Here is a 13,505-nt window from a genome sequence, read left to right as displayed (position 1 = left end):
GTCCCCGCCCATGGAACTTTTCCTGTCGGCCAGCGACCCCCGGCCGATGTACCAGCAGATCGTCGACCAGGTCACCGCCAAGGTGATGGCCGGCGACTGGGCGCCCGGCCAGGCCCTGCCGTCCATCCGTGAGCTGGCGGCGGCCAGCCACGTCAGCGTCATCACGGTGCGCCGCGCCTACGAAGAGCTCGAACGCGCCGGCGTCATCGCCACCCGGCAGGGCAAGGGCTCGGTGGTGGCCGAACGCGCCGACCTGCCGACCGTGCTGATGCACGACGAGCTGCAGCGCCAGCTCGAGGCGTTGCTGGCCATCGCTGCGCGGCTGGGTCTTTCCCGCGCCGACCTGCACCGCTTCCTCGACGTGGCCGCCGATGCGGCCGACGCCCGCCCAAACACCCCGAAAGGAACCACGCCATGACCGCGGCTTTCTCCGTGACCGGCATCGCCAAGCGCTATCCGGATTTCGCGCTGCAGGACATCACCCTGCAGCTGCCCGAAGGCCAGGTCATGGGCCTGGTCGGCGTCAACGGCGCCGGCAAGACGACCCTGCTGCGCCTGTTGACCGGCCTGGCCGCGCCAGACGCCGGCCAGGTGCAGGTGCTGGGCCATCAGCTGCCCGACGCGCAGGTCGCCGCCAAGCGCGACATCGGCTTCGCCTCCGAAGACATGCGCCTGTACCGCGGCCAGAGCCTGCGCTGGCACATGGACCTCATCCGCAACATCTACCCCGCCTGGGACGAGGCCTATGCCGGTGAACTGGTGAAGCGCTTCGACCTGCGTCCGGACCAGGCCGTGGGTGGCTACTCGCACGGCCAGCGGGTGAAAGCCCTGCTGCTGCTGTGCCTGGCCCGCCGCCCGCGCCTGCTGCTGCTCGACGAACCCACCACGGGGCTGGATCCGGTCGCGCGCATCGAAGTGCTGGAAGCCCTGGCCGACGTGCTGCGCGACGAACGTCGCAGCGTGCTGTTTTCTTCGCACAACACCCATGACGTCGAACAGCTGGCCGACACCATCACCTTCCTGCACCAGGGCCGGCTGGTTGCGTCGGCGGACAAACACAGCTTCCTGGAAAGCTGGCGCCGCATCGTCTGCCAGGGCGTGCTGCCGGCGGACATCGACGACTGGCCGGAAATCGCCAGTGCGCGCGCCAACGGCAGCCTGGTCGAGATCAAGGCGCGCGCCTGGCGCGACGACCTGCCGGCGCGCCTGGCCGGGCTGGGCCTGCAGGTGCAGCGCAACGATCCGATGAGCCTGGAAGACATCTTCGTAACCGCCGTGCGTTCGGGAGCCGTGGCATGAACCTCAATATCCCCGTCATCCGCCTGCTGGTGGCCAAGGACTGGCAGCTATTCCAGAAGCAGCTGGCGATCTACGTGCTGGCCGGCGTCGTCGCCCTGTGTTTCCTGGGGCTGGCCAAACCCTGGGCCTTCTACGTCGGCTCGCTGATGCTGATCATCGTGATGGTGTCGGTCGCGTGCTTTTCCATCTCGACCTCGCTGATGGTCGAGCGCAAGGAGAAGACCCTGGCCTTCGTGATGAGCCTGCCGGTGTCGCCGCTGGACTTCACCGCAGCCAAGCTGGCCGGGAACATCATCACCTTCGGCGTGCCGTTCGCGCTGATGGTGTTGGGCACCCTGGCGGTGGTGCTGTTCACCCAGCTGCCGGATGGCCTGTTCGTGTATTCGCTGCTGGTCTTCGCCTACATCCTGTTCGCCTTCAGCATTTCGCTGGCCGTGGCCATGTCGGTGGAGTCGGAAGGCTGGGGCACCTTCGCCATGATCGGCACGATGGTGCTGATCAATCCCTATCTGATGGCGCTGTCGATGGTGCCCGCGATCAAGGACCGGATCGGCGAGGACGCCCTGGTGTGGACGACGCCGGCCTTGGCGATCCTGGCGGCGCTGGTGCTGCTGTCGCTGGCCGTGGTCGCGGCCACGGCCTGGGTGCACGCCCGCAAGCCGGCGTTCTACTGACCCCATGCACGCCGGCGCGTCGCAGGACCGGTTGCACTACATGGACCACCTGCGGGCGCTGGCGATGCTGGCCGGCGTGTTCTTCCACGCGGCCCTGGCCTACAGCCCGCTGATGCACGGCTTCTGGCCCCTGGCCGACCGGCAGTCGTCGCCGTGGATGGATGGACTGGCCTGGGGCCTGCACCTGGTGCGCATGCCGCTGTTCTTCCTGGTGGCGGGCTTCTTCGCCGCCTGGGTGCTGCAGCGCCGTGGCGGCGCGGCGCTGCTGCGGCAGCGGCTTCGCCGCATCCTGTTGCCGTTCCTGGTCGCGTGGCCGCTGGTGATGTGGTCCCTGTCGGCCAGCACCGACTGGGCGCTGGCGAACGTGCAGCATCCCTCGCCCCTGCTGGAAATGGTGCGTGCCTGGATGCTGCAGCCCGACCGGCCCCGGCTGCCACCGGGCACGGCGCACCTGTGGTTCCTGGTCTACCTGCTGCTGTTCGCCGTGCTGCACTGGGTGGCGCGCACGCTGGAACTGGGTCGCGTGGGTCGATGGTTGCTGGACCGGCATCCCGCCTGGGCCTTGCTGGGCTTGCCGCTGGTGATCGTGCCGGCCCTGGCTTCGGTCAGCGCACCGCATCCGGCGCCGGAGGGCCTGCTGCCGCAATTCTGGGCGCTGGTGTTTTACGGGACGTTCTTCGCGCTGGGCACGCAGGTGCACGAACGCCCGGACTGGCTGGCACGCGTGCGGCCGTTCGCGCCCTGGCTGCTCGCGGGCTGCGTGCTGCTGTATTCGGTGTTCCTCTGGCAGCTGCGGGTTGAACTGCCGGGCGCCACGTCGCCGACCGCGTCGTGGCCGGTCGCCCTGGTCGAGGCGCTGCTCAGCGTCTGGCTGACCGTGCTTTGCCTGGTGGCCGGCCGGCGCCTGCTGGACCGGCCAAACGTGGCGATGCGCTACCTCGCCGGGGCCGCGTACTGGACCTACCTGCTGCACCTGCCGCTGCTGTTCGCCATCCAGTACCTGCTGATGGACCTACCGCTGGCCTGGCCGCTGAAGTTCGCCCTTGCCAGCGCCGGCACGCTGGCCGCCTGCCTGCTCAGCTACCAGCTGCTGGTGCGGCATACGCCGCTGCGCCGCTTCGTGGGCTGAGCCCGCACCCGAACCCAAGGAGAAGCCATCGTGAAGCGCCTGACCTGGATCGTATGGCCACTGTCCCTGGCCCTGGCCGTGATCGTGACCTGGTTCGCCAGCCTTTATGTCTTCGAGCGGCCACGCCTGGGCCCGCAGGTGCAGCAGCGCAGCCTGGCGTCGCAGGTGCTGGCCGAGTCGCGCGACTACCTGGTGCACCTGCCGGAGGGGTATGAAACGCAGCCGGGCAAACACTACCCGGTGGTCTACGTGCTCGACGGCTCGTCCCAGGACCTGCACACGGCCGCCTCGGCCGCCCTGATGGCGCGCATCGGTGTAGTGCCCGAACTGATCGTGGTCGGCATTCCCAACGTCGGCGGACCGGGCCGACAGCGGGACTACACGCCACCGGGCATGCGCCAGGACACCGACCCGGACGATCTTCGCGAGGGCGGCGGTGACGTGTTCCTGGACTTCATCGAACGCGAACTGGTCCCGGCCGTCGACGGCGAGTTCCGGACCACCGGCCACCGCACGCTGGCCGGCAATTCGCGCGGCGGCCTGCTGGTGGTGCACGCCCTGGTCTCGCGACCCCGGCTCTTCGGCGCCTTCCATGCCCACAGCCCGGCCCTGTGGCGCGACGACTCGGCGATGGTGGCGCGGCTGGAGGATTTCCTGAAGGCGAACCCGACGCTCGAGTCGACGCTGTTCCTGAGCCTGGGCGAGCACGAAAACAACAAGATGAAGGCCGCCTACCAGGCCGCGGTGCAGGCCCTTGAGCGCAGCGCTCCGGTCGGCCTGCGCTGGCGCGCCCACCAGACCGCGGGCGCCCACCACGGCAACAACGCCGAACGCGCGACCCCGCTGGCACTGCAGTTCTCGCACGCACCTTAGGGCCGCCCTGAACTATCCTGCGGCCATGGCCGACCCGAATCCCGCGCCTCCTTCCCTCGACGAGCTGGCCACGCCCCTGGCCTGGCTCGATGCCGACGGCCGTCTTGCCGGCTGCACGCCCGCGTTCGCCAGCTGGCTGGGCGTCAGCGCGCGCCGACTGCACGGCCTGTCCCTGGCCGAACTCGACGCCGAAGGCGGCCGCCTGGCCGAGCTGCTGCCGCGCCTGCCCGACACCGGCGGTGCCCTGCGGGTACGCCGCGCCCGCCTGGCCAGCCCGGGCGGCAGCGAACGTTTCGCCGACCTGTGGCTGGCGCGCGGCGAAGACGGCGGCCTGTGGCTCGAAGCCCACCCGGCCGACGAATTCCCCGGCGAAGACCCCGCCACCGCGCTGCCCGCCGCGCTGTCGGCGGCGCTCAAGGGCCTGGCCCACGAAATCCGCAACCCGCTGGCCGGCATGAAGGGCGCCGCCCAACTGCTGGCGCGCCGCGTCGAGGGCGACGAATCCACCGAACTCGTGCAGCTGATCAGCGCCGAGGTCGACCGCCTCGCCGCCCTGGTCGATCGCCTGATGAATCCGGCGCCACCGCGCGACTTCGAACCCACCAACATCCACGCCGTGCTCGAGCGCGTGCGCCAGCTGGCCGAAGTCGAAGCCGGCTGGGCCGTGAGACTGGTGCGCGACTTCGACCCGTCGCTGCCCGAATTCCCCGGCGACGCCGACCGCCTGGTGCAGGCGCTGTGGAACCTGGTGCGCAACGCGCTTGAATCCGGCGCCTCCAACGTGCACCTGCGTACCCGCGCCGAACACCACGTGCTTATCGGCGACACCGGCCACCGCCTGGCCCTGCGCGTGGAAATCGCCGACGACGGCCGCGGCGTGCCCGAGGACCTGGCCGAACGCATCTTCCTGCCGCTCGTCAGCGGCCGCGCCGAAGGCACGGGCCTGGGCCTGCCGCTGGCGCAGCAGGTCGCCCGTGAGCACGGCGGGTCGCTGGGCTATCGCTCGCGACCGGGGCATACGGTGTTCACCTTGTTGTTGCCGGCGCCGGCGCCGGCCGGAGATGAGACATGACCTGGTTCAAGGCGGCCTGTGTCCTGGTTCTCGGCGCGCTTGCGGCGTGCTCGTCACCCCTGCCAAGCCGCTCCGACTGCATTGTCCTGGCGACAGCCCGTCCCTCAATCCTTGACGAGGCCAGCTCACTGACCGGCGTCCTGGGGATCGCACAGGAAGCCGGACTACCCTTGGCGGGATACACGGTCAGGGAAGAAGGCCTCTACCTGCAGTTCTCCAGCAGGTGTGAAGCGAAGGCAGCGATGGCCCGCGAGCTTCTGGCCGAACTGCAAAGGCAGCGACCGCAGATCGAAATCCAGTTCAGCGTCAGCGAGCAGGAAGTGCTGCCTTCCGTCGATACGATCGACGTGAGGGGCGCGAGCTGGCGCGATCCGGGGAATCAACAGTGACGGCAGGCCTTCGCAAGAAGCGAAAATTCAAGTCGCCCCGGGCACTCGTGTTTCTGCTGCTGGTCTCGGGAGTGGTGGGCGGTTGCGGCGCGCTGCGAAGCTCGGCTGACGATGGCGCCAAGCCCGGCTACGAATGCATCGACGGTACTTCACCCCTGGCAGGTGCCAGGGTCGTGGTTGAAGGTACCTACTTCACGGACCGGCAAACCTACACGTTTATCGAGCAGGATTGCGGGGACGGTCGGAAGGTCGGAGTCGGATTCCCTGTCCTCGACAAGTTGAACGCGGATGTCTTCTCTGGGATGCGGGAGCGCGTCAGGGCACATTGCGAGGGCAAGGTGCTTTGTCCCGTACAGGCCAGGATCAGGATCGCCGGCGTGCTGGAGCCCGGTGGGGCCTACCCAGTGATGCTTCGACCGGAGCAGGTTCTGTCATTCGACATCATTGAGTAGGTTCATTCTTCCGAAGGTTCAATCTGGTACTGCTCCGAAGACAAGGAGCTGACCAAGGAACGGCTGAACCAGTTGGCCGAATCGATGGACGCAACGATCACGTCCCCGATGGGAGCGCCACGCGATACAGCGGAAACTTACTATTTCCACGACAAGCGTGACGGCGAAATGGCGTTGAACATGTTCATCCGCCAGGACAGCCTGGTCTATCACTACTACCGTCGTACGAACGAAGAACCGGAAGACGTGGAACGAAGAGTGGCGGAGCTCAAGAAACTGTTCGCAGGCCACGCAGATGGTTGCGAGATACGATGACGCCGGGACTCCCGCCGGTTCCGCTATGTCTACGACGGCCTGGGCGGCAAGATGATCTACACCCACGACCTCAAGACCAGCGCCCGCGCCGACCACATCTACCTGGCCGGCAGCCTGGTTGCCAACCACAAGGTGCCGTTCGGCAGCAGTCCCACCATCACGGTGACCTACGAGCACACCGGCGCGCTGGGCTCACCAGTGGCGTTCACCAACCAAAGCGGCACCGTGGTGCGCCGCGAACGCACGAACGCTGCGGGCATCGTGGAAAATTGAGGTGCGGTTGCACAGTGGAACCAAAAGGACTCTCCGACCATGAATAACTCGGTAAGAATTCCGCTTACTTTGGCGGGACTATTGTTGCTGGGAGCCTGGAGCGCGAGCCCAGTCCGAGGGGTCGTTCTTCCCGTTCTGAATCTACCGGCGGAAGCAAACCTCCAATACAAGAGTATGAAAGTACACGCGATCGGCCTTGCTACATCAGCAAACATGCTGAATCGGACCTTCACGACCGAAGACCTGATCGATTCCTCTGAGTTCGTCATCCATAGCGAGGATGACTACTACATTCGTAGCTTTGTAGCCAAGCTTGAGGCGTCGCCAATGGTGGAGCCCTGCGTGTTGGATGAAGCAAAGAAGTGGGTGGTTGAGCTTCGTACAAGGGAGCGCAAGCTGACATACATCAGCGATGGAAAGCATGTCTCCACTCCAAGCGGTGCGTGTCGCGAAGCGCCTGGAAAAGGCAGTCTTGACGTGCTTGATTACCTCTGAGATGAGTTGATTGGGGCTCCCAGCTTTTTGTGGACAGGTTGATGTCACGCGCGATGGATATGAACCGCCCTGGGTTTCTCAGACGGATCAAGCCCGTGGGCCCGACGACCGGCTTCTTGGACGGACTCCGCCCTGGCATGTAGACTCCGATTGCACCAACAAGGTGCAACTCGAGCCCCCAGCCCATGCCCGCCCACCTCTGGGTTATCGACGACGACCGCACGGTCCGCTTCGTGCTGGTGCAGGCGCTGCGCGACGCGGGGCACAAGGTCGCCGCCTTCGAGGACGCGCGTGAGGCCCTAGCGGCGCTGGCCGACGGCGAGCTGCCGGACCTGGTGTTCACCGACGTGCGCATGCCGGGGCTCGACGGGCTGTCCTTCCTGGACCAATTGAAGGCGCGGCATCCCGACCTGCCCGTGGTGGTGATGTCGGCTTACACGGATGTCGCCAGCACCGCGGGTGCCTTCCGCGGCGGCGCCCACGAGTTCCTCTCCAAGCCTTTCGATCTGGACGAAGCCGTCGCGCTGATCGAGCGCGCGTTGCCGCCGGTCAATGCCGCACCCGCGGCCGACGAACCTGCGTCCACCGGCGACGAACTGATTGGCGACACCCCGGCCATGCGCGAACTCTTCCGCGCCATCGGCCGGCTGGCGCAGGCGCCGCTGTCGGTGCTCATCACCGGCGAAACCGGCACCGGCAAGGAGCTGGTGGCGCGCGCGCTGCACCGCGAATCACCGCGGGCACGCGGCCCCTACCTGGCGCTCAACACCGCCGCCATTCCCGCAGAACTGCTGGAAAGCGAACTGTTCGGCCACGAGGCCGGCGCCTTCACCGGCGCCAACAAGCGCCATGTCGGCCGCTTTGAACAGGCGCATGGCGGCACGCTGTTCCTGGACGAAATCGGCGACATGCCGGCCAACCTGCAGACCCGCCTGCTGCGCGTGCTGGCCGAAGGCGAGTTCTACCGGGTCGGCGGGCGCGAGCTGATCAAGGTGGACGTGCGCGTCATCGCCGCCACCCACCAGGACCTGGAAGCGAAGGTGCGCGACGGCGGCTTCCGTGCCGACCTGCTGCACCGGCTCGACGTCGTTCGCCTGCGCCTGCCGCCGCTGCGCGAACGCAAGGCCGACGTGCCGGCGCTGGCCGGGCGTTTCCTCGCCCAGGCCGGCGACGAACTCGACGCGCCGGCCAAGCGCTTCGACGCCGCCGCGCTCGAGCGCCTGCTCAAGCACGACTGGCCCGGCAACGTGCGCGAGCTGGAAAACCTGTGCTGGCGCCTGGCCGTGCTCGCGCCCGGCGACACCATTACCCCACGCGACCTGGCCAAGGCACTGGCCCGCGACGAGGCGCCGGGCCCGCCGGCCTGGCAGCAGGCCCTGGCCTCGGAAGTGCGCACGCGCCTGGACCGCGGCGAAACCGGCCTGCACGCTCCGCTGCGCGACGCCTTCGACCAGGCCCTGCTGGAAACCGCGCTCGAGCACACCGGAGGCCACCGCCAGAACGCCGCCGAAGTGCTGGGCCTGGGCCGCAACACCGTCACCCGCAAGCTGGGCGCGCGCCCGCGCCGGGGCAAGTCCAAACGCTCGCCTTGACCAAACCTTAAGCCGCCACCCTTCACCCTGCGTGTTCAGTACGTACGACAAGGAGTTCCCATGAAGTCGATGACCACCGTGCTTGCCGCCGCCCTGGCCCTTGGCCTGGCGGGCTGCGCCGGCGAATCCGAACCCGACGTCCCGACGCCCGCGCCGGCCGCCGCGCCGGACGCGCTGGCACCCAACGACGATGCCTCGGCCGCGGCCGGCGGCATCGCCCTGGCCGCGCAGGCCCGCGTCGTGCTGGCGCCGGTGCAGGACAGCGGCGTCACCGGCGAACTCACCTTCGACCCCGACGGCGATGCCCTGCGCCTGCACGGCGAAGTGCGCGGCCTGGCCCCCGGCAGCGTGCACGGTTTCCACGTGCATGAAACCGGCGACTGCAGCGCACCCGACGCCACCAGCGCCGGCGGCCACTTCAACCCGGACCAGATGCAGCACGGCGACCGCCAGACGCCTGGCCCGCACCACGCCGGCGACATGCCGAACCTGACCGCCGGCGCCGACGGCGTTGGCCAGGTCGATGTGCGCCTGGCCGGCCTGCAGATCGACGGCGAGGCCAGCCACGACGTGGTCGGGCGCGCGGTCATCGTGCACGCCCAGGCCGACGACTACGCCACCCAGCCCACCGGCAACGCGGGCGCGCGCATCGCCTGCGGCGTGGTCGAACTGGTGCAGCCGGCGCCCGACTACCAGGGCCCGGCTTCGTGACCGACGGGGCCTGGAAGATCCGCGCGGCGGGCGACGGCGATGTCGCCCGCCTGCGCGACTGGGCCGTGGCCATGGCCCTGGAAACCGAACACAAGGCGCTCGATCCAGAAACCGTCGAAGCCGGCATCCGCGCCGTGCTCGCCGAATCGCGCCGCGGCGCCTACTTCGTCGCCGAACACGGCGGCGAACCGGCCGGCACCCTGATGCTCACCTACGAGTGGAGCGACTGGCGCAACGGCGACTGGTGGTGGATCCAGAGCGTTTACGTGGACCCCGCCTTCCGCCGTCGCGGCTGCTACGCCGCGCTATACAGGCATGTGCTGGAACGTGCGAAGGCCACGCCGGAAGTTTGCGGCCTGCGCCTGTACGTCGAGCGCGACAACGCCATTGCGCAGAAGACCTACGAAGGCCTGGGCATGGTGGATGCGGGCTACCGCATGTACGAGGCGCCGACGCGCTGAGCGTGCGCTAGAGCTTCTCGCGCCAGGCCTGGAACATCAGCACGCCCCACAGGTGGGTGTGCCACTTGCGCTCGCCGTCCAGGAAGGCCTTCCAGATGCGACGGATCGGCGCGGGGTCGAAGTGGCCTTCTTCGCGCAGACGGTTTTCGTCGAGCTGGGCCTCGGCCCACTCGCGCAGCGGCCCGCGCAGCCAGTCGCCCACCGGTGCGCCGAAGCCGGTCTTGGGGTGCTGCACCAGCGGATTGGGCAGGTAGCGCTGCAGCAGCTGCTTGGGCAGCCACTTGAGTTGGCCGTGCCGCGACTTCATCGACATCGGCAGCGTCCAGGCGAAGCTGGCGACCCGCCAATCCAGCAGCGGCGCGCGTGCTTCCAGTGAGGCCGCCATGCTGGCGCGGTCCACCTTGGCCAGGATGTCCTCGGGCAGGTAGCAGGCCATGTCCATCGCCATCAGCGCGTCGCCGGGCGTGCCGACGCCGGGCAGGGCGTCCGGTTCATCGTAGGCGGTCTTTAGCCGCCGCGCGCCGATGACCACGGCCTCGGGCAGACGCCAGCGCGAAATGCGATGCCGGGCCAGGCCCTGCAGGTCGCCGGCGCGCAGTTCGGCGCGCAGCGCGGCCAGGCCGCCAAGGCGCGCGCTTTCGCCGGGCTCGCTGACGCGGTTGGCCAGCATCGCCCGCGGCAGCTTGCCCAGCCAGCCGTTGTTGCGCAGCGTGCGGGCGTAGCGCGAGTAGCCGAAGAACAGCTCGTCGCCGCCGTCGCCCGACAGCGCCACCGTCACGTGCTTGCGCGTCAGCGCGCACAGCAGGGCGGTCGGCACCTGCGACGAATCGGCGAAGGGTTCGTCGAAGATGACCGGCAGCGAGGGCACCAGGTCGAGCGCCGCCTGGCCGTCGACGCGCAGTTCGGTGTGGTCGGTGCCCAGGTGCGCCGCCACCCGCGCCGCGTGCGCGCTTTCGTCGTGGCGCAGGCTGTCGAAGCCGATGGAAAAGCTGCGCACGGGCACCGCCGACTGCGCCTGCATCATGGCCGTCACCAGCGACGAATCGGTGCCGCCGGACAGGAAGGCGCCCAGCGGCACGTCGGCTTCCATGCGCATCGCGGTGGCTTCGCGCAGCAGGACGTCCAGCGTGTCCAGGGCTTCCTGGTCGCCGCCGGCGAACCCGTGGTTGATGGCTTCTCGCTGGGCGGCCAGCGCGTCCCACCAGCGCTTCGGGGATCTGACCGGGTCCAGGGCCGATGCGCCCGCCTGCAGCGCCGCCATGTCCAGGCTCAGCAGCGTGCCGGCCGGCAGCTTGTGCACGCCGCGCAGGATGGACCAGGGCGCCGGGATGTAGTCCAGGCGCAGCAGCAGGGCCAGCGCGTCCGGATCGACCTTGGCCTCCAGCGCCGGGTGCGCGCGCAGCGCCCGCAGTTCGCTGCCGAACACCAGCGCGCCGTCGCTGGCGAAGCCGTAATACAGCGGCTTCTTGCCCATGCGGTCGCGGGCCAGCCACAGGCGGCGCTGCTTGCGGTCCCAGGCGGCCAACGCCAGCATGCCGTTGCTTCGCTGCAGCGCCTGTTCGACGCCCCATTCGCCGATCGCGGCCAGCAGCACTTCGGTGTCGGAGTGGCCGCGGAACGCATGGCCCAGCGTGGCGAGTTCGGCGCGCAGCGCGCCGTGGTTGTAGATCTCGCCGTTGAAGATGAGCGCCCAGCGGCCGTCGCGCGACAACATCGGCTGGTGGCCTTCCGGGCTCAGGTCCAGGATAGAAAGCCGGCGGTGCGACAGCACCAGGCCGGCGGCCGGGTCGGCCCAGGTGCCGGCGTCATCCGGGCCACGGTGGGCGATGGCCTCGCCCTGGCGGGCGCCGAGGGCGTGCAGCGACGCATCGTCGCGCGTACCCGGGAACCACGTGCCGGCGATGCCGCACATGGCTCAGCGGTTCCCGCGCGGGGGTTCGACCACCGGCTGCTTGTTCTGCATCATCCACAGCATGATGGTTTTCTGGCGCACGTAGTTGGCGCGCACGTAGGCGTACACCAGGCCGTGCCAGCCATCCAGGAAACCCGCGCGAATCACATAGCCGCGCCAGAACCGCCAGGCCGGCGACAGCACCAGGCCCACCAGGCTGGCGCGCCGGCCGCGCTTGAAGTCGTGTTCGGCCATCATCCGGGCGTAGCGCTGGGTCTTGGCCAGCTGCTGTTCGAGCGACCGGTACGGGAAATGCAGCAGGTCGCCGGTGAGCGTGCGCACCGGCCCGTCCACGCTGGCGGCTTCATGCACCTCGCGATTGCCGCGCCAGCCGCCGCGGCGGCGGTCGAACAGGCGCAGCACGCGGTCGGGATAGGCATTGCCGTGGCGCAGGAAGCGGCCGAAGTAGTTCGACAGCCGTGCGAAGCGATAGCCCGCGGCCTGGTCGAAGCCCAGCGCCTGTTCGGCCTGGATGCTGGCGCGCAGGGTGTCGTCCACGCGTTCGTCGGCGTCCAGGCAAAGCACCCAGTCGAACGCCGCCTGTTCGATAGCGAACTGCTTCTGGCTGCGGAAACCCTCGAACGGCCGCTCGAACACGCGGGCGCCGGCCTGGCGCGCGATGGCGACGGTCGCGTCGGTCGAACCCGAGTCCACCACCACGATCTCGTCGCAGAAAACCAGCGACGCCAGGCAGTCGGCCAGCCGATCGGCTTCGTTGAAGGTGATAATGCAGGCCGACAGGCGAGGCGACTTGGCCGGGGGTGCGTTGATGGCGGAATACCTTTTGTTCGCGACCGAGCGCTACGCGTTGCCCATTCTGGGGCCGCTCGCGGAAACCCTGCAAGCCGCGGGCCACGGCGTACACACGCTGTTCATCCGCGGCGCCGCGGGGGCCACGCTGCCGGCGCCGGCGCGGCCGGTGGGCGTGCGTGAAGCGGTGGCGCTGCGGCCACGGGCGGTCTTCAGTGCGGCCAACGACGTGCCGGGTTTCATCGCCGGCGCCAAGGTGCAGCTCTTCCACGGTTTCAACGTCGAGAAGCGCAGCGACACCCGCGGCCACTTCCGCGTGCGCGGGCAGTTCGACCTCTATTGCACGCAGGGCCCGGCGACCACCGGCCCCTTCCAGGCCCTGGCCGCCCGGGCGGGGCACTTCGCGGTGGTCGAAACCGGCTGGCCCAAGCTCGACCCGCTGTTCCGTGCCGCCGATCCGCTGGCCGACGCCTTGCGCGCGGGTGCGGGTGGCCGGCCGGTGGTGCTGTTCGCTTCGACCTTCACCGAACGCCTGAGCGCGGCGCCACGTCTGTTCGAGGCCATCGCCGGGCAAGTCGCCCTCGGCGACCGCTTCTGGCTGCTGACCCTGCATCCCAAGTGCCCGGCGGACCTGTTCGACCGTTACCGCGCGCTGGCCGGCACCAACGCGGCCTTCGTCGAAACCGAGCAGCTGGTCAGCGCCCAGCGCGCCGCCGACGTGCTGCTGGCCGACACCACGTCGGTGGTTTCCGAGTTCGTGGTGCAGCGCAAGCCGGTGGTCACCTTCCGCAACCGCGCGCCGAAGCCGCACATGATCGACTTCGACGACCCGGCGGCCCTGGAACAGAACCTGGCGCATGCGTTCGCGCCGGACGAAGCGCTGCGCGAGGCCATCGCCGCCTACGCCGACGCCATCCATCCCTGGCGCGACGGCCTTTCCAGCCAGCGGGTGCTTGAAGCCACCGAAGCGCTGCTGCGCGGCGAGCTGGGTCGCCTGCGACGCAAGCCCCTGGCCGGGTGGTGGCGCAGCCTGAAGCTGCGCCGGGAGTTGGGTTACTGGGGGCGCTGA

At 69.0% G+C, this 13,505-nt stretch carries 17 protein-coding genes; 15 read left to right on the top strand and 2 right to left on the bottom strand.

The genetic code is table 11. The annotated features are described in order from the left end of the window. Positions 1-10 precede the first annotated feature (10 nt). From IEX13_RS09395 to IEX13_RS09330, 14 genes are all read left to right on the top strand, one after another. Positions 11-418, top strand: coding sequence for a GntR family transcriptional regulator (locus tag IEX13_RS09395; protein ID WP_188663494.1), 408 nt, complete (start codon positions 11-13; stop codon positions 416-418). Next, positions 415-1,299 carry an ATP-binding cassette domain-containing protein gene (locus IEX13_RS09390; protein ID WP_188663493.1) on the top strand — a complete coding sequence of 295 codons (885 nt, stop codon included), beginning with the start codon at positions 415-417 and terminating at the stop codon, positions 1,297-1,299. Before IEX13_RS09395 ends, IEX13_RS09390 begins: the two co-directional genes overlap by 4 nt. After that, positions 1,296-1,973, top strand: a complete 678-nt coding sequence (locus tag IEX13_RS09385) for an ABC-2 transporter permease (RefSeq protein WP_188663492.1) — start codon at positions 1,296-1,298, stop codon at positions 1,971-1,973. The genes IEX13_RS09390 and IEX13_RS09385 overlap by 4 nt, the downstream gene beginning before the upstream one ends. A 4-nt stretch (positions 1,974-1,977) precedes the next feature. Beyond that, entirely contained in the window at positions 1,978-3,102 is a 1,125-nt protein-coding gene (locus IEX13_RS09380) for an acyltransferase family protein (RefSeq protein ID WP_188663491.1), read from the top strand. Between the two features lie 30 nt (positions 3,103-3,132). Further along, positions 3,133-3,975 carry an alpha/beta hydrolase gene (locus tag IEX13_RS09375; RefSeq protein WP_188663490.1) on the top strand — a complete coding sequence of 281 codons (843 nt, stop codon included), beginning with the start codon at positions 3,133-3,135 and terminating at the stop codon, positions 3,973-3,975. 25 nt (positions 3,976-4,000) lie between these two features. After that, complete coding sequence (locus IEX13_RS09370; protein WP_188663489.1) at positions 4,001-5,047, top strand: two-component system sensor histidine kinase NtrB; 1,047 nt, start codon at positions 4,001-4,003, stop codon at positions 5,045-5,047. Continuing rightward, positions 5,044-5,436: a hypothetical protein gene (locus IEX13_RS09365; protein ID WP_188663488.1), complete on the top strand. Its 393-nt coding sequence runs from the start codon at positions 5,044-5,046 to the stop codon at positions 5,434-5,436. The genes IEX13_RS09370 and IEX13_RS09365 overlap by 4 nt, the downstream gene beginning before the upstream one ends. Beyond that, the gene (locus IEX13_RS09360; RefSeq protein ID WP_188663487.1) at positions 5,433-5,888 is read left to right on the top strand and encodes a hypothetical protein; all 456 of its coding nucleotides are present in this window, start codon (positions 5,433-5,435) and stop codon (positions 5,886-5,888) included. The genes IEX13_RS09365 and IEX13_RS09360 overlap by 4 nt, the downstream gene beginning before the upstream one ends. Before the next feature lie 84 nt (positions 5,889-5,972). Continuing rightward, positions 5,973-6,203: a hypothetical protein gene (locus IEX13_RS09355; protein ID WP_188663486.1), complete on the top strand. Its 231-nt coding sequence runs from the start codon at positions 5,973-5,975 to the stop codon at positions 6,201-6,203. Between the two features lie 51 nt (positions 6,204-6,254). Next, positions 6,255-6,476, top strand: coding sequence for a hypothetical protein (locus IEX13_RS09350; RefSeq protein WP_188663484.1), 222 nt, complete (start codon positions 6,255-6,257; stop codon positions 6,474-6,476). A 174-nt stretch (positions 6,477-6,650) separates the two neighbouring features. Next, entirely contained in the window at positions 6,651-6,971 is a 321-nt protein-coding gene (locus tag IEX13_RS09345) for a hypothetical protein (RefSeq protein WP_188663482.1), read from the top strand. 185 nt (positions 6,972-7,156) lie between these two features. Then, positions 7,157-8,563, top strand: a complete 1,407-nt coding sequence (ntrC, locus tag IEX13_RS09340; RefSeq protein ID WP_188663480.1) for a nitrogen regulation protein NR(I) — start codon at positions 7,157-7,159, stop codon at positions 8,561-8,563. A 60-nt stretch (positions 8,564-8,623) separates the two neighbouring features. Continuing rightward, positions 8,624-9,274: a superoxide dismutase family protein gene (locus IEX13_RS09335; protein ID WP_188663478.1), complete on the top strand. Its 651-nt coding sequence runs from the start codon at positions 8,624-8,626 to the stop codon at positions 9,272-9,274. Next, the gene (locus IEX13_RS09330) at positions 9,271-9,735 is read left to right on the top strand and encodes a GNAT family N-acetyltransferase (RefSeq protein ID WP_188663476.1); all 465 of its coding nucleotides are present in this window, start codon (positions 9,271-9,273) and stop codon (positions 9,733-9,735) included. The genes IEX13_RS09335 and IEX13_RS09330 overlap by 4 nt, the downstream gene beginning before the upstream one ends. A 7-nt stretch (positions 9,736-9,742) precedes the next feature. Here IEX13_RS09330 and asnB read toward each other — a convergent pair whose 3' ends face one another. Together asnB and IEX13_RS09320 are read right to left on the bottom strand one after the other, a co-directional pair. After that, on the bottom strand, positions 9,743-11,647 hold the full coding sequence (gene asnB / locus IEX13_RS09325) for an asparagine synthase (glutamine-hydrolyzing) (protein WP_188663474.1): 1,905 nt from the start codon (positions 11,645-11,647) through the stop codon (positions 9,743-9,745). A gap of 3 nt (positions 11,648-11,650) precedes the next feature. Further along, the gene (locus IEX13_RS09320) at positions 11,651-12,457 is read right to left on the bottom strand and encodes a glycosyltransferase family 2 protein (protein WP_188663991.1); all 807 of its coding nucleotides are present in this window, start codon (positions 12,455-12,457) and stop codon (positions 11,651-11,653) included. Between IEX13_RS09320 and IEX13_RS09315 the strand changes: the two genes are divergently transcribed. Next, entirely contained in the window at positions 12,453-13,505 is a 1,053-nt protein-coding gene (locus IEX13_RS09315) for a CDP-glycerol glycerophosphotransferase family protein (protein WP_188663993.1), read from the top strand. The two genes, IEX13_RS09320 and IEX13_RS09315, sit on opposite strands and share 5 nt — an antisense overlap.

This window comes from Arenimonas soli, assembly GCF_014643775.1.
In the GTDB taxonomy this organism is placed as follows: domain Bacteria; phylum Pseudomonadota; class Gammaproteobacteria; order Xanthomonadales; family Xanthomonadaceae; genus Arenimonas; species Arenimonas soli.
This window is presented reverse-complemented; position numbering and strand designations above follow the sequence as displayed.

What these genes read in the sequence shown, in the direction of transcription:
- IEX13_RS09395 (WP_188663494.1), top strand. Translation starts at nt 11, where the DNA reads ATGGAACTTTTCCTGTCGGCCAGCGACCCCCGGCCGATGTACCAGCAG.
- IEX13_RS09390 (WP_188663493.1), top strand. Translation starts at nt 415, where the DNA reads ATGACCGCGGCTTTCTCCGTGACCGGCATCGCCAAGCGCTATCCGGAT.
- IEX13_RS09385 (WP_188663492.1), top strand. Translation starts at nt 1,296, where the DNA reads ATGAACCTCAATATCCCCGTCATCCGCCTGCTGGTGGCCAAGGACTGG.
- IEX13_RS09380 (WP_188663491.1), top strand. Translation starts at nt 1,978, where the DNA reads ATGCACGCCGGCGCGTCGCAGGACCGGTTGCACTACATGGACCACCTG.
- IEX13_RS09370 (WP_188663489.1), top strand. Translation starts at nt 4,001, where the DNA reads ATGGCCGACCCGAATCCCGCGCCTCCTTCCCTCGACGAGCTGGCCACG.
- IEX13_RS09365 (WP_188663488.1), top strand. Translation starts at nt 5,044, where the DNA reads ATGACCTGGTTCAAGGCGGCCTGTGTCCTGGTTCTCGGCGCGCTTGCG.
- IEX13_RS09355 (WP_188663486.1), top strand. Translation starts at nt 5,973, where the DNA reads ATGGACGCAACGATCACGTCCCCGATGGGAGCGCCACGCGATACAGCG.
- IEX13_RS09350 (WP_188663484.1), top strand. Translation starts at nt 6,255, where the DNA reads ATGATCTACACCCACGACCTCAAGACCAGCGCCCGCGCCGACCACATC.
- IEX13_RS09345 (WP_188663482.1), top strand. Translation starts at nt 6,651, where the DNA reads ATGAAAGTACACGCGATCGGCCTTGCTACATCAGCAAACATGCTGAAT.
- ntrC (WP_188663480.1), top strand. Translation starts at nt 7,157, where the DNA reads ATGCCCGCCCACCTCTGGGTTATCGACGACGACCGCACGGTCCGCTTC.
- IEX13_RS09335 (WP_188663478.1), top strand. Translation starts at nt 8,624, where the DNA reads ATGAAGTCGATGACCACCGTGCTTGCCGCCGCCCTGGCCCTTGGCCTG.
- asnB (WP_188663474.1), bottom strand. Translation starts at nt 11,647, where the DNA reads ATGTGCGGCATCGCCGGCACGTGGTTCCCGGGTACGCGCGACGATGCG.